General features: G+C 73.8%; 11 protein-coding genes. 3 read left to right on the top strand and 8 right to left on the bottom strand.

Annotated elements, in window-relative coordinates:
- Positions 1-224 precede the first annotated feature (224 nt).
- Entirely contained in the window at positions 225-1715 is a 1491-nt protein-coding gene (gene nsdA / locus SCA03_RS20535; protein WP_030884278.1) for a transcriptional repressor NsdA, read from the bottom strand.
- A 368-nt stretch (positions 1716-2083) separates the two neighbouring features.
- On the opposite strand from nsdA, the gene SCA03_RS20530 reads away from it, so the two are divergent.
- Complete coding sequence (locus SCA03_RS20530; RefSeq protein ID WP_086813974.1) at positions 2084-2779, top strand: bifunctional DNA primase/polymerase; 696 nt, start codon at positions 2084-2086, stop codon at positions 2777-2779.
- A gap of 147 nt (positions 2780-2926) precedes the next feature.
- Here the strand turns inward: SCA03_RS20530 and ftsY are convergent, their stop codons facing one another.
- Positions 2927-4159, bottom strand: a complete 1233-nt coding sequence (gene ftsY / locus SCA03_RS20525; protein ID WP_030884283.1) for a signal recognition particle-docking protein FtsY — start codon at positions 4157-4159, stop codon at positions 2927-2929.
- A 122-nt stretch (positions 4160-4281) separates the two neighbouring features.
- On the opposite strand from ftsY, the gene SCA03_RS20520 reads away from it, so the two are divergent.
- Positions 4282-5292 carry an LLM class flavin-dependent oxidoreductase gene (locus SCA03_RS20520; RefSeq protein WP_030893714.1) on the top strand — a complete coding sequence of 337 codons (1011 nt, stop codon included), beginning with the start codon at positions 4282-4284 and terminating at the stop codon, positions 5290-5292.
- 68 nt (positions 5293-5360) lie between these two features.
- Here SCA03_RS20520 and SCA03_RS20515 read toward each other — a convergent pair whose 3' ends face one another.
- The 4 genes from SCA03_RS20515 to SCA03_RS20500 form a co-directional block, all read right to left on the bottom strand.
- Positions 5361-6797 (bottom strand): sugar porter family MFS transporter, encoded by a 1437-nt coding sequence (locus tag SCA03_RS20515; RefSeq protein WP_030884289.1) that lies wholly within the window; start codon positions 6795-6797, stop codon positions 5361-5363.
- Between the two features lie 290 nt (positions 6798-7087).
- On the bottom strand, positions 7088-10648 hold the full coding sequence (gene smc, locus SCA03_RS20510; protein WP_086813978.1) for a chromosome segregation protein SMC: 3561 nt from the start codon (positions 10646-10648) through the stop codon (positions 7088-7090).
- Positions 10649-10930: 282 nt separating this feature from the next.
- Complete coding sequence (locus tag SCA03_RS20505; protein WP_030884295.1) at positions 10931-11137, bottom strand: hypothetical protein; 207 nt, start codon at positions 11135-11137, stop codon at positions 10931-10933.
- Between the two features lie 313 nt (positions 11138-11450).
- A complete protein-coding gene (locus tag SCA03_RS20500; protein ID WP_030884297.1) occupies positions 11451-11714 on the bottom strand; it encodes an acylphosphatase in 264 nt (87 codons plus the stop codon).
- A gap of 271 nt (positions 11715-11985) precedes the next feature.
- Here SCA03_RS20500 and SCA03_RS20495 point away from each other — a divergent pair, with 271 nt between their 5' ends.
- Positions 11986-12921 carry a CAP domain-containing protein gene (locus SCA03_RS20495; RefSeq protein WP_086813980.1) on the top strand — a complete coding sequence of 312 codons (936 nt, stop codon included), beginning with the start codon at positions 11986-11988 and terminating at the stop codon, positions 12919-12921.
- Between the two features lie 28 nt (positions 12922-12949).
- On the opposite strand, the gene mutM is transcribed toward SCA03_RS20495, so the two are convergent.
- Together mutM and rnc are read right to left on the bottom strand one after the other, a co-directional pair.
- Positions 12950-13837, bottom strand: a complete 888-nt coding sequence (gene mutM / locus SCA03_RS20490) for a bifunctional DNA-formamidopyrimidine glycosylase/DNA-(apurinic or apyrimidinic site) lyase (protein WP_030893709.1) — start codon at positions 13835-13837, stop codon at positions 12950-12952.
- A 109-nt stretch (positions 13838-13946) separates the two neighbouring features.
- On the bottom strand, positions 13947-14783 hold the full coding sequence (rnc, locus tag SCA03_RS20485; RefSeq protein ID WP_030884302.1) for a ribonuclease III: 837 nt from the start codon (positions 14781-14783) through the stop codon (positions 13947-13949).
- Positions 14784-14802 lie beyond the last annotated feature (19 nt).

Genomic DNA, 14802 nt, shown 5'->3' with positions numbered 1-14802 from the left:
GCGGTTTCCAGCGGTGCCGTCCGGTGTTTCCCCGCGGTGACATCGCGGCCCGGTGCGTTACGGGGAGGTGTCGTGCGCCGCTCGCGGGCCGCGCGCGCCCGGGCCCGGACGGAACGGCACCGCCGCGGCAGAGCGACGGCACGGCCGGGGCGCGCCGGAGCACCGGCGGCGGAGCGCGCCGGGGGGGGGCGTCGACCCGGCGGCCGTTCCGGCCCGCGGCCGGTTCAGCCCGCGGCCGCCCGCGCGTACTCGTTCTCGGGCAGCTCGGTACGCAGCCGCTCGCTCAGGTGCACGACCTCACCGCTGCGCCCGAATTCCCGCACGGCGCCGGCCGCGGTGCGCCGCAGCCGGTTGTTGACCCGCTCGGAGCGCAACTGCCCGGCGACATCGATGGCTTGGGCGGCACGGGCCGCGCACTCCTCCGGTTCGCGCTGGAGCAGATGCACGCTGGCCATGCCGATGAGGTTGAGCGCGTAGGAGCGCTGGTGGCCGCCGCCCTCGGTCTCCGCGGCCTCACGCCCGAACAGTTCGACGGCGCGCTCCATCACGGGCCGTGCGAGCGAGGCGTAGCTGGGGCTGCGCCCGGCCGAGTAGGCGAGATCCCGGTAGGAGTGGGCGTTCTCCGCGTACAGCTCGGCCTCGGAGAAGAAGCGGATCCAGTCCGGGTCGCCGTCGTGCGCACCGGTGTCGGCGAAGGTGTCCTCGGCCATCCGCACGGCCCGCTTGCACTTGCCCGGCTGGCCCATGTTGGCGTAGGCGCGGGCCTCCAGCGCGTGCAGCATCGCCTGCGTCCGGGGCGTCGAGCCCTCCCGGCTGCCGTACTGGGCGAGGTGGATCAGCTCCAGGGCGTCCTCGGCGCGGCCCAGGTGGATCATCTGGCGGGCCATCTTGCTGAGCACATAGGAGCCCAGCGGCCGGTCCCCGGCCTCCTTGGCGGCGTGCAGCGCGAGCACGAAGTACTTCTGCGCGATGGGCTGCATCCCGATGTCGTAGCTCATCCACCCGGCGAGCTCGGCGAGTTCGGCGGTGACCCGGAACAGCCGCCGCCGTACCGGCTCGGGGTGGCGCTCCTGGAGCAGCTCGGTGACCTCGTGCAGCTGCCCGACGACGGCCTTGCGGCGCAGCCCTCCGCCGCACTGCGCGTCCCAGCTGCGGAACATGCCGGTCGTCTGCTCCAGCAGTTCCAGCTCCGGGCCGGACAGCCGGGGGGCGCGCCGGGCGGCGCCGGACGGTGCGCCGGCGGGGGCCTCACCGGCGGGTGCCGGCACCAGCCACCGTTGCAGCGGCTCGATGAGCGCGGGCCCGGCGGACATCGTCAGGGAGGCGCCGAGGAATCCGCCGCGCCCCAGCATCAGATCGCTGCGGGTGAAGTCGCTGATGAGTGCCACGGTCTGCGGCCCGGCCCAGGGCAGGTCGACCCCGGAGGCCGCGGGGGACTGCCGGGCGGGCCGCAGACCGAGGTCCTCGACCGCGACGACGCAGCCGAAGCGCTCGGAGAACAGCTCGGACAGGATGCGCGGGATGGGCTCGCGCGGCTGTTCGCCGTCCAGCCAGCGGCGTACCCGCGAGGTGTCGGTACTGATGTGGTGCGCACCGCACTGCCGCGCACGGCGGTTGACCTGACGGGCCAGCTCGCCCTTGGACCACCCACTGCGCAGGAACCACGAGCCCAGCCGTTCGTTCGGGCACTTGCCGGCCTGGCCACCGTCGTTCACGGGACACGCCCCCACTCCGCCTCGCGGCCGTGTGCGGGACCGCCGTCCGGCGCTCCCGGGACGCGTCGGCGGTGCCGCCCGGCTGCCGGTCACATCCGGCAGCGGAGCCCCAACCGACGGGTCCGGCCGCAGAGTTGCTCTCCACTGTGTGCACCGAAAGTAATCCTACGATCACGAGTCGCGCGAGTGCGGTCGGGAAATCGCCACCATTCGCCACCCCTTCGAATGAACCCGGGAGCCTCTCCAGCCGCTTGACTTGACGCCCTGGAACGCCTGCGCGGAGTCACGGCCGCTCCGCTCGCCGTCCGGTCGTCACTGTGCGCAGCGTCGCTCGTAACTACAGGCTGAGGGGACCCGTTGGAGGGAGCATGGGCTTCACGATCGGCGCCATCGGTGGTCTCGGCGGTCTGCGTGAGATCAGGGAATTGACGCGGCCCGGTGCGCGGAAGCGTGCCCGCACCTCGGTGTGCACCGCGGTCGCCGAGTACACCGGCCTGTGGGGCTGGGACGTGGTGCCGGGGGCGCGGGCGGCCCGCTCCGGCGGACGGCTGCGGTGCTCGTGCGGTGCGGGCGTCTGCCCCTCGCCCGGCGCGCATCCGCTGGACGCCGGTCTGGAAGTGCCGGCCGGCTCGACGCTCGCCGAGGCCACGGACGCCTGGGCGCAGGTGCCCGGCGCGGCCGTCCTGCTGCCGACCGGGCGCGCGTTCGACGTGATCGATGTGGCGGACGCGCCGGCGCGCGGCGCGCTCGCCCGGCTGGAGCGGATGGGCCTGCCGCTGGGCCCGGTCGCGGCCACCCCGCACGGCCGGGCCTGGTTCCTCGTCGCGCCGGGCGCCGCCGCCGAACTGCCCGAGCTGCTCTACCGGATGGGCTGGGACGACGCGGGACTGGATCTGCGGGCGCGGGGCGCCGGCGAGTACATCACCGCTCCCCCCTCGGACCTGGCCGGCGACGGCCCGGTGCGCTGGCTGCGGGCGCCGGCACCGGAGCGGCGCCGCCCGCCGCAGGCCCGGCTGCTGCTGGGCACGCTGGCCTACGTGTGCCACCGCTCGGCCACCCGCTGAACGGGCCGGCACCGGGCCGCACAGGACGGAGCCGCCGCGGCGGTACGGGGGTACGCCGCGACGGCTCCGGTCGGTGCGGAAGGGGCTGCGGTGCGGGCAGCGCGAACGCGGGGGTGCGGTCGGCCGGAGGCCGGGGCACCGGTGCGCTCACGCCTCCTCGACGAGCGCGTCCACGAAGGCCTCCGGCTCGAACGGCGCGAGGTCGTCGGCGCCTTCGCCCAGGCCCACGAGCTTGACGGGCACGCCCAGCTCGCGCTGCACGGAGACGACGATGCCGCCCTTGGCCGTGCCGTCCAGCTTGGTGAGCACGATGCCGGTGATGTCCACGACCTCGGCGAACACCCGGGCCTGCACGAGCCCGTTCTGGCCGGTGGTCGCGTCCAGGACCAGCAGCACCTCGTCCACCGGGCCCTGCTTCTCGACGACGCGCTTGACCTTGCCCAGCTCGTCCATCAGGCCGGTCTTGGTGTGCAGCCGCCCCGCGGTGTCGATCAGGACGACGTCGGCGCTCGCCTCGGTGCCCTGCTTGACCGCGTCGAAGGCGACGGACGCCGGGTCGCCGGCCTCCGGGCCGCGCACCGTGCGGGCGCCCACACGGGTACCCCAGGTCTCCAGCTGGTCGGCGGCGGCGGCGCGGAAGGTGTCGGCGGCGCCGAGCACGACGGACTTGCCGTCCGCCACCAGGACCCGGGCGAGCTTGCCCGTCGTGGTGGTCTTGCCGGTGCCGTTGACGCCGACGACGAGGACGACGCCCGGCCGGTCGTCGGCGCCCTGCGCCTCGGTGTGGACGGTGCGGTCCATGTCCGGGCCGACGAGGGTGAGGAGTTCCTCGCGCAGCAGACCGCGCAGTTCCTCCGGGCTGCGGGTGCCGAGGACCTTGACGCGCTCGCGCAGCCGCTCGACGAGTTCCTGGGTGGGGCCGACGCCGACGTCGGCGGTCAGCAGGGTGTCCTCGACCTCTTCCCAGGTCTCCTCGTCCAGGTGTTCCCGCGAGAGCAGGGTCAGCAGGCCCTTGCCGAGGGAGTTCTGGGAGCGGGAGAGCCGGGCGCGCAGCCGGACCAGCCGGCCGGCGGCGGGGGCCGGGATCTCGACCTCGGGCTCGGCGGGGGCGGCGGGGGCCGGCGCGGCCTCGGCCTCGGGCTCCCTCTCGGCCTCGGGAAGGCCGACCTCCTCGATGGTTCTGCGGGCACCTTCCGTGGTGCCCTCGGCCTCCTCACCGACGTGGGGTTCGGCGGTGCGGGTCTCGGTCGTGGTGGCCGTGGGGGGCGCCGGCTGCTCGGTGCCGGCCGCCTTCTTCCGGCGGCCCGCGCTGACGACGAGCCCGGCGGCGGCGCCCACCAGGACCACGGCGATGACTACAACAAGGATGACGATTTCCATAGCGGAACCAGTATCCGCCACCGTCCGTGCTTCGGGGCCATTCCCTCTTCGTGCGCGCTTCGCTACGGTCCGCGCCGTACCGACGGCTGAACAGGGGTGTCCACGTGACCGTGCCGACAGTGATGAGCAACATCCGCTTCAACCTCGTACACCCGCCCGCTTCTTCGCCGGCGGCCCCTCCCGAGCCACCGGGCGAGCGCTACCGGGCGGCACTGGAGATGGCCGGATACGCCGACGAGCAGGGTGTGACCTCTCTCATGGTCGAGGAGCACCACGGTTCCGAGGACGGCTGGCTGCCCTCCCCGCTGACCCTGGCCGGTGCCCTGCTCGGCCGCACCCGGCGCGTCGCCGTGGCGGCCTGCGCGATCCTGGGCCCGCTGTACGACCCGCTGCGGCTGGCGGAGGAGCTGGCGGTGCTGGACCTGGTCGGCGGCGGGCGGCTGATGACGGTGGCCGGCATCGGCTACCGGCCCGAGGAGTACGAGGCGTTCGGCCTGGACTTCGCGCGCCGCGGTGCGCTCCAGGACGAGATGCTGGAGACCGTGCTGGCGGCCTGGACGGGCGAGCCGTTCACCTACCGGGGCCGGCGGGTGCGGGTGACGCCGCGGCCGCACAGCAGTCCGCATCCGATGCTGTGCGTCGGCGGCGGCTCCCGTCCCACGGCGCGGCGTGCCGCCCGGCTGGGGCTGCCGCTGTTCCTGCCGGCGCACCTGCCCGAGCTGGCCCGCTACTACGAGGAGCGGTGCGCCGAGCACGGCAGTACGCCGCTGTGCCTGATGCCGCCCGAGGAGCTGCCGACGCTGCATCTGACCGAGGATCCGGAGCGGGCCTGGGCCGAGCTGGGGCAGCACTTCCTGTACGAGGCACAGCGGTACGCCTCGTGGCAGGAGGCGGACGCACGTTCGCTGATGCGTACGCGGTCCGGCACGGTGGAGGAGCTGCGCGAGGAGGGCGTGTACCGGTTCGTGACGCCGGACGAGTGTCTTGAGCTGCTGTCCCGGCAACCGGACGCGGGCGAGCGGCAGTTGCTGCTGCATCCGCTGTGCGGCGGCATGCCCGTCGAGGAGGGCTGGAGTTCGCTGCGGCTGCTGGTGGAGAAGGTCGTGCCGCGGCTGGGCGAGCTGTCCGCGTAGCGGTCGCGGGCGCCGCCCCGGCTGTCCGGGCCGGCGCCCGCGGCGAGGAGTGGGCAGGGCGGGGTTGATCAGCCCATCTCCTCCAACGCCTTGCCCTTGGTCTCCGGCACCCACTTGAGGATGAACGGGATCGAGAGCAGGGCGAAGACGGTGTAGACGACGTACGTGGACGACAGGTTCCACTCCGACAGGCTCGGGAAGCTGGCGGTGATGGCCCAGTTGGCGATCCACTGGGCGCCGGCGGCGACGCCGAGCGCGGCGGCCCGGATCCGGCTCGGGAAGATCTCGCCGAGCAGCACCCACACGACGACGCCCCAGGAGAGGGCGAAGAACAGGGTGAAGACGTGCGCGCCGACGAGCGCGACGGCGCCCTGCACATCGGGCAGGGTGACGTCGTCGCCGGAGCCGGTCCGGGCGGCGAACGCCCAGGCGACGGCGGCCAGGGAGACGGTCATACCGGCGGAGCCGATCAGCGCGAGCGGCTTGCGGCCGATCCTGTCGACGCACAGCATCGCGACGACGGTGCCGGCGATGTTCACGATCGAGGTCGTGAACGAGTAGAAGAACGAGCTCTCGGGGTTGATGCCCACCGACTGCCACAGCGTCGAGGAGTAGTAGAAGACGACGTTGATGCCGACGAGCTGCTGGAAGACGGAGAGCCCGATGCCGATCCAGACGATGGGCAGCAGTCCGGCGCGGCCGCCCAGCAGGTCCCGGAAGGTGGACCGGTGCTCGGTGCGCATCGCCGTCTCGATCTCGCGGACGCGTGCGCCGAGTCCGCCGTGCTCCCCCTCGACACCGGCGAGGACCCGCCGGGCGTCGGCCTCGCGTCCGGCGGAGATCAGAAAGCGGGGCGATTCGGGGATGGTGAAGGACAGCAGGAAGTAGCCGACGGCCGGGACGACCATGATCCCGAGCATCCACTGCCAGGCTTCCAGGCCGGCCAGGGTGCCGCGCTGGTCTCCGCCGGCGAGGTTGAGGATGCCCCAGTTCACCAGCTGGGAGACGGCGATGCCGAGGACGATGGCGCCCTGCTGGAAGGAGGCGAGCCGGCCGCGGTAGGCGGGCGGGGAGACCTCCGCGATGTAGGCGGGGCCGATGACGGAGGCCATGCCGATGGCGATGCCGCCCAGCACACGCCACAGGGCGAGGTCCCACAGGGCGAAGGGCAGCGCGGAGCCGACGGCGCTGACGGTGAACAGGACGGCGGCGATCCGCATGACCGGGATGCGGCCGATGCGGTCGGCGACCCGTCCGGCTATCGCGGCGCCTATCGCGCTGCCGATCAGCGCGGCGGCGATGACCTGCGCGAGGAGGGCGGAGCCGACGTCGAAGCGGCCCCGGACGGCCTCCACGGCGCCGTTGATCACTGAGCTGTCGTAGCCGAAGAGGAAGCCGCCCATGGCGGCCGCGGCGGTGATGAAGACGACTCGGCCGAGGTGCGGCGCGGACGGCACGCTCACCTCGGACCGCGCTGTCGGCGCTGGTTGCGCGGTGCTGGTCACGTTCTTCTCCTGAGGTCCGGCGACGGTGCCGGTGGGAAGCCGGTGGGGGGACGCCACCTTCGGGGACGACGCCCGCAAGAGGCGACACAGCTTGAATGCTCGGGTGGCGCCATCGACTGTATGCCTTCACGTATCGAAGTCAATAGGGGGCTCCGTGCGAACCCGGACACACGCCGTGGAGGGCTGCGTTAGAAGCATGAAGAAAACCCCTCCGGGAACCGCTCCCAGAAGGGAGACCGGTGGCCCCGGAGGGGTCAACGCCCGTGCGGGCGGGGCCGGTTGGGCCCGCCTCAGCCGAGCCGCTGGCTGATCACCTTGGAGACGCCGTCGCCCTGCATCGAGACGCCGTAGAGCGCGTCGGCGACCTCCATCGTGCGCTTCTGGTGCGTGATCACGATGAGCTGCGAGCTGTCCTTCAGCTCCTCCATGATCCGGATCAGCCGCTGGAGATTGGTGTCGTCCAGCGCCGCCTCGACCTCGTCCATCACATAGAAGGGGCTCGGCCGCGCCTTGAAGATGGACACCAGCAGCGCCACCGCCGTCAGCGACCGCTCGCCACCCGACAGCAGCGAGAGCCGCTTGACCTTCTTGCCCGGAGGACGGGCCTCCACATCGACCCCGGTGGTCAGCATGTCGTCCGGGTCCGTGAGCACCAGCCGGCCCTCACCGCCCGGGAACAGCCGGGAGAAGACGCCCTCGAACTCGCGCGCCGTGTCGTGGTACGCCTCGGTGAAGACCTGCTCGACCCGCTCGTCGACCTCCTTGACGACCTGGAGCAGATCGGCGCGCGTCTTCTTCAGGTCCTCCAGCTGCTCGCTGAGGAACTGGTGCCGCTCCTCCAGCGCCGCGAACTCCTCCAGCGCCAGCGGGTTGATCTTGCCGAGCTTCTGGTAGGCGCGCTCGGCCGCCTTCAGCCGCTTCTCCTGCTCGGCCCGGACGAACGGGACGGGCTGCGCCTGCGGATCGGCCTCCTCGCCCTCGGCCGGCGGCGGCACCGGCTGGTCCGGGCCGTAGTCCCGCACCAGCCCGGCGGGCTCGACCCCCAGCTCCTCCAGCGCCTTGGCCTCCAGCTGCTCGATCCGCATCCGCTTCTCGGCACCGAGCACCTCGCCCTTGTGCACCGAGTCCGTGAGCTTGTCCAGCTCGTCCTTCAGCTCGCGGCCCCGCTCGCGCTCGGCGGCCAGCGCCTGCTCGCGCTCCGCCTTCGCCCGCTCGGCGTCCTCCCGCTCCTGCCCGGCGCGCTCCACGGACGCCTCGATGTGCGCGAGCAGCTGCCGCGCGCCGGAGGCCACGGCCCCGGCGATCTCCGCCTCGTGCCGCAGCCGGGCCCGCCGTGCCTCGGCGCGCGCCCGCGCCTCCCGCTCCGCCCGCGCGCCGCGGTCCAGCGAATCCGCGCGCCCCGCCAGCGACTTGACCCGCTCCTCGTGCGTACGGACCTGGAGCCGCGCCTCCATCTCCGTCTGCCGCGCGTTGGCCGCATCCGCCGACAGCCGGTCCCGCACCGAGGTGTCCGGCTCGGCGGCGCCCTCCGCCTCCTGCTCCTCCTCGGCCACCGCCAGCTGCTCCGCCAGCTCCTCGGCCTGCCGTGTCTCCCGCTCCAGCGCCTCCTGTGCCTTGCCGACCGCGGCCGCCGCCCGGTCCGCCTCCCCCCGTGCCGCACGGGCCTGGCCGCCGAGCGTGCCGAGCCGCCCGGCCATCCGGGACTTCTCCCGCTCCGCCGCGCTGAGCCGCGTGCCCAACTCCTCCACGCGCGCCGCGCACGCACGCCGGCGCTCCTTCGCGCGCTCCTGCTCCTCGGCGAGCGCGGCGCAGCGCGTATCCAGCCGCGTCAGCTCCGCCGCCGCCTCGTCCACCGCGGCCTGCGCCTCCAGCAGACTGGGCGCGCCCTCGGAACCGCCCTTGGCGAAGTGCGCCCCCACGATGTCGCCCTCGGCCGTCACCGCCGTCAGCTCCGGCCGCGCGCCCACCAGCGCCTCGGCGTCCTCGATCGTGTCGACGACGACCGTCCCGCGCAGCAGCGCCGCCACCGCGGGGCGGATCGCCTCCGGCGCGGCGACCAGCGAGACGGCGTCCCGGCCGACCCCGGCGCCGGTACCGGGCCCGGCGGCAGCGCCCGGATCCCCCGGCTCCCCGACCAGCAGCGCGGCCCGGCCGCCCTCCTCCTTGCGCAGCAGCCGCAGCGCCTCCGTCGCGGCCGAAACCGTCTCGACGACGACGGCGTCGGCGGCCTCGCCCAGCGCCGCCGCTATCGGCAGCTCGTACCCCGGGGTGACGGTCAGCAGTTCGGCCGCCGGGCCCAGCAGCCCGGTCAGCCGGTCCCGCGCCGCGAGCAGCGCCCCGGTGCCGTCCTTGCGGCGCAGCCCCAGCGCCAGCGCGTCGTGCCGCGCCGAGACCGCCGCCCGCTCCCGCTCGGCAGCGGTGAGCGCGTCCCGCGCCGACCCGAACGCCGTCTCCGCCTCGGCCAGTTCCCGCTTGGCGGCCTCGTGGACGCCCTCCAGACCGCCGTCGTCACCATCCTCGGCGCCGTCCCCCTCCACCTCGGCGCGCAGCGCCTCGTACTCCTCCTGCGCCTCGGCGGCCCGCTGGAGCGCCTCGTCCCGGGCAGCCGCCAGCCGGTCGATCTCGGCCTGCGCCGAACCGGCCCGGCTGCGCGCGGCGCCCGCTCGGCCGCGCAGCCGCTCCAGCCCCTCGCGCCGCTCGGCGAGCGCCCGGCTCTCGTCCCGCAGCCGGCGCTCCTCCTGCTCCAACTGCCGCTCCAGCTCGGCGCGGTGGGCGACGGTCTGCTCCAGCGCGGTGGACGCGGCCTCCAGCGCGGCCTCCAGCTCCGCCTCCTGTTCGCGGATCCGCGCGGCCTCGCGCTCCATGTCCTCCGGATCCCGGCCCCGCCGCTCCTCGGCGGGCGGCGCGGCGGCGTGCTGCTCCCGCTGGTCGGCCAGGCCCACGGTGCCGCGCACCCGCTCGGCCAGCCGGGAGAGCTCGTACCAGGTGTGCTGCGCCCGCTCCAGCCGCGGCGCCAGCGTACGGACCTGCTGTTCGAGGTCGGCCTCCCGCCGCAGCGCCTCCTTCAGCCGGGCCTCGGCGTCCTCCTTGCGGCGCTTCAGCTCCGCCTCGTCGGCGATCTCGGTCCGCAGGGCCTCCCGCAGCTGGACGAGGTCGTCCGCCAGCAGCCGCAGCCGTGCGTCCCGGAGTTCGGCCTGGATCACCTGGGCCTTGCGTGCCGCGGCGGCCTGCCGGCCCAGCGGCTTGAGCTGCCGCCGCAGTTCGTCGGTGAGGTCCTGCACCCGCGCCAGGTTCGCCTGCATCGCGTCCAGCTTCCGCAGCGCCTTCTCCTTGCGCTTGCGGTGCTTGAGGACGCCGGCGGCCTCCTCGATGAACGCCCGCCGCCCGGTGGGATCGGCGTGCAGCACACCGTCGAGCTGGCCCTGCCCGACGATGACGTGCATCTCCCGCCCGATGCCGGAGTCGGACAGCAGTTCCTGGATGTCCAGCAGCCGGCAGGTCTCTCCGTTGATCTGGTACTCGCTGCCGCCGTTGCGGAACATGATCCGCGTGATGGTGACCTCGGCGTACTCGATCGGGAGCGCCCCGTCGGCGTTGTCGATGGTCAAGGAGACCTCGGCACGGCCCAGCGGGGGCCGCCCCGTGGTACCGGCGAAGATGACGTCCTCCATCTTGCCGCCGCGCAGCGACTTGGCGCCCTGCTCCCCCATGACCCAGGACAGCGCGTCGACGACGTTGGACTTCCCGGAGCCGTTGGGGCCGACGACGCAGGTGATGCCGGGCTCGAAGCGCAGCGTCGTGGCGGAGGCGAAGGACTTGAACCCCCGCAGTGTCAGGCTCTTGAGGTGCACGCGTGTGGACCCTACCGATGTCGGCCCGCGGATGTCGCGTGGACGGCGCCACCGCGCGGAGCGGTTGTCACGCGTCCCCGCGGTGTTTCACCCGAAGGTGGCGGGGGCACATCAGTCGGTAACGAAAAGCGGCGCCGGCGAGACGGTGGGCGGAGGGAACCGAGGTCCCGGCGCGGCGCGCGGGGAGCGTCGAGGGGGAAACACGATGAAGGGACGCCGAAGCGTCCCTTACAGATTCCGTATACGGCTGTCCTGCTTCAGCCCGTCGCGCCCGGCGGGCCGTCAGGTCAGAGCAGGCTCACCCTTGGGTACGTCGATGCCGTCGAGTACCGAGTCGGAGTGCCGGGCGGCGGCCGCCAGGGCGTCGTTCTCGGCCTGGATCCGGACGAGCTCGGATTCCAGGTCCTGAACACGCTGCTGAAGCCGTCGCATCTCGGCGAGAACTCGGGGGTCGGAGCCGCCGACGTAACCGAGAAGCGCCTTTGCCATGATGGATGGTCCTCCACACTGAGTGACCGATCGTCGGTCAGGTGGGTCGTGAGGGAAAACGCACCCGCAAGAGTCTGCTCTGGACTTTTCTGCTGCAATCTCTCGATCAAACAGCTCAGGTGCGCGGGGCTTCCAGAGTCTCACCAAATGGTTTGACGGTCAACACGATCACACACAGCAGCCCCGGGCGTGCCACAGGCTCGACGGCGCGGAAGCGCCGGAGGGTGGCCGCCCGACGGGGCTGGGAAGATCCACTCGGCTCGGTCGTTGCGGCAGCTTTGCACGGCGCGCCTGTCTTGGCAACCGTTGTGGATCACCGAATCGCGAAGCCGAGATAGCCACCGCGCGGTGCGTCCCAGATCTCGGTGACGCCGTCGACCCTGCCGGGCGTGTCCTCGCCGCGCAGCCAGTCCAGCAGCAGTCCGCACTCCTCCCGCGCGCCCTCGGCCACCACCTGGACCCGGCCGTCCGCCAGATTGAGCGCGAAGCCGACCAGACCGCCGATGCGCAGCGCGGCGGCGCGGGTGAACCAGCGGAACCCGACTCCCTGTACCTCGCCGCGCACCCAGGCCGTCAGCCGGGCCGGCTCTCCCGCGGCCGGCTCCGCCGGCGCCCCGGCCGGGGCCGGACCGACGGGCTCCCCTTCTCCCCCGGGCGCCGCGAGCGGGCCCGCGCTCTCGTGCGATGCGCTTGCAGACATGGGGTGCACGCTATCCGGACAATTCCTCGGCGGGCACATCCGGGTGGCGTGCGATGCCGTACATTGCGCGTCGACCCGCTTCACACGCAGGGGTGAAGCCGACGGACCAAGCCGTCGTGATCGCCGAGCACTTGTGAGGACAGCGCAGATGGGCCGCCACCGACGGGACACCCCGACTCCGCCTCCCACAACCGCCCCCGGGCCGCACGACACCGGCGCCGCCGGGGCCCGCCACCGGGCCGCGCGCGCCCACAACCGCGGCGCCGCACCGGTACGGACCGGGCTGCTGGGGGCCTCCGCCGCGATGGCGATGGGAGCCGTCGCGGTCGCCTCCGGGCTGGTGCCCGGGCCCGGCGACCTGGGCTCCGGGCCGGAGGACGGCAGGGTGCAGGCCGACGGGCCGTCCGGACTGGTGCCCGGGACCACACCGTCCGTGGCCGTCCCGGACCGGACGGGCGACCCCGCCACCGGACACGACCAGGAGCGGTCCGGCCCCTCCGCCGCCCCGCCGTCGCCGTCCCGGCCCGGCACCGGCCCCTCGCAGCGGCCGGAAGCGCCCGCGGCCACACCCTCGTCCCGGCACACGGACGACGAGGACGCCTCGCGGGGGCCGGCGGAGCCCGCGCGGGAGAGCCCGGCGCAGGACCGCGCGGACCGCGGCGGGCACGGCGGCGCGCCGCGCGGGAGCGACGGCACGGCCGATCCGGAGAGCGCGGCGGAGGAGCAGGTGCTCACGCTGGTCAACCAGGAGCGGGCGAAGGCCGGCTGCCGGCCCGTCCGGGCGGACGACGAGCTCGGCGACCTGGCCTCGGACTTCAGCGAGGACATGGCCCGGCGCGGGTTCTTCTCGCACACCGCGCCGGACGGCCGCAGCCCCTGGGACCGGGCCGAGGACGCGGGCGTCACCGATCTGGGCGGCGAGAACATAGCCCGGGGCCAGGCCAACGCGCAGTCGGTGATGGACTCGTGGATGAAGAGCCCGGGCCACCGGGCCAACATCCTCAACTGCGACTACCGCACGCTCGGCGTCGGCGCGCACTTCGCCGAGGGCGGCCCCTGGTGGACACAGGACTTCGGCTTCTGAAACGGCGGCCGGTCCGCGCGGCCGGCGGTCAGGTGCGGCCGGGCGTCAGGGGCGGGGTCGTGGCGGTACGCGGCGGGCGCTGGCAGCGGGGGCAGAAGTAGCTGGAGCGGTTCATCCAGGGCCGGCGGCGCATGGCGGTGCCGCAGCGGCGGCAGGGCTCGTCCTCGCGGCCGTAGGCGTCCAGGGAGCGCTCGAAGTAGCCGGACTCGCCGTTGACGTTGACGTAGAGGCTGTCGAAGCTGGTGCCGCCCGCGTGCAGGGCGGCCGTCATCACGTCCCGTATGTGGCCGAGGAGTTCGGCGGTGCGGGGCCGGGTGAGGGTGCCGGTCGGGCGGTCGTAGTGCAGCCGGGAGCGCCACAGCGCCTCGTCCGCGTAGATGTTGCCGACGCCGCTGATCAGCGACTGGTCGAGCAGCGCGCGCTTGATCGTGGTGCGGCGGCGGCGCAGCGCGGTGTGGAAGGCCGCCTGGTCGAACTCCGGGTCGAGCGGGTCGCGGGCGATATGGGCGATCACCTCGGGCAGTCCGTCCGCGGTGCACGGGTGGAGCGAGAGCCCGCCGAAGGTGCGCTGGTCGACGAAGCGCAGCTCGCCCGCCTCGGCGTCGTCGAAGGTGATCCGCACCCGCAGATGCCGCTCGTCGGGGGTGGCCGCGGGCTGGATGAGGAGCTGGCCGCTCATGCCCAGATGGACGAGGACGGCGTGCGCCTCGTCGGCGAGCGGCAGCCACAGATATTTGCCGCGGCGCAGGGCCGGGCCCAGGCGCTGCCCCCGCAGACGGGCGGCGAAGTCCTGCGCGCCGGCGGTGTGGCGGCGTACCGCCCGGGGGTGGAGGACGTCGACGGAGGCGATCGTGCGGCCGGCCGCCCAGCGTTCGACACCGCGGCGGACGACTTCGACTTCGGGCAGCTCGGGCACGGGTCTCCTTCGGGGAGGGCGGCCGGCGCGGGTGCCCTGCCCCGGTGCGCCACGCCGTGGCGGTACGCTGCCGCGGCCCGGGCGTGCGCCGGGCCGCGGCAGCGGAGGTTCAGCTTCCGGTGGAGGCGCCCTGCGAGCCCTGCCCGGCCGCGTGCTTGCCGGAGCCGTCGGCCGTCGCCTCACCGGCGGCGGAGCCGCTCCGTTCGGAGATGGCCCGCCAGGCGGCCTCGGCCGCCTGCTGCTCGGCTTCCTTCTTGCTGCGTCCCGTGCCGGTGCCGTACGCGACACCACCGACGCGGGCAGCAGCCGTGAAGGTCTTCTCGTGATCGGGACCGGTCTCCGAGACCAGGTACTCCGGGACGCCGAGTCCTTCGGCGGCCGTCAGCTCCTGAAGGCTCGTCTTCCAGTCGAGGCCCGCTCCGAGGTTGGACGAGCGCTCGATCAGCGGGTCGAACAGGCGGTGCACCAGTTCGGAGGCCGCGTCCAGCCCCTGGTCGAGATAGACCGCGCCGATGACGGCCTCCAGGGTGTCCGCCAGGATCGACGCCTTGTCCCGGCCGCCGGTGCCTTCCTCGCCGCGGCCGAGCCGGACGAAGGCGCCCAGGTCGAGCCCGCGTGCGACGCCGGCGAGGGCGCGGGAGTTGACCACCGCGGCACGCAGCTTCGCGAGCTGCCCCTCCGGGAGGTCGGGGTGCATGCGGTAGAGGGTGTCGGTGACGACCAGCCCGAGGACGGAGTCACCGAGGAATTCGAGACGTTCGTTGGTGGGCAGCCCACCGTTCTCGTACGCGTACGAGCGGTGCGTCAGTGCACGCACCAGAAGGGCGGACTCCAGGTGATACCCGAGCCGCCCTTCCAGAAGCGTGTAGGACGAGGCCGCATCCACCAGCTCCGCCGGTCCGCCCGCTGCGCGGTCGGAGGTGTCGGGAGTACTGGCGTCCGACATGAAGCCCGTCACCCGCCGA

Source organism: Streptomyces cacaoi, from assembly GCF_006539165.1.
Taxonomy (GTDB): Bacteria; Actinomycetota; Actinomycetes; order Streptomycetales; family Streptomycetaceae; genus Streptomyces; species Streptomyces cacaoi.
The sequence above is the reverse complement of the archived record's forward strand: the minus strand, read 5'-3'. Positions and strand labels throughout refer to the sequence as shown.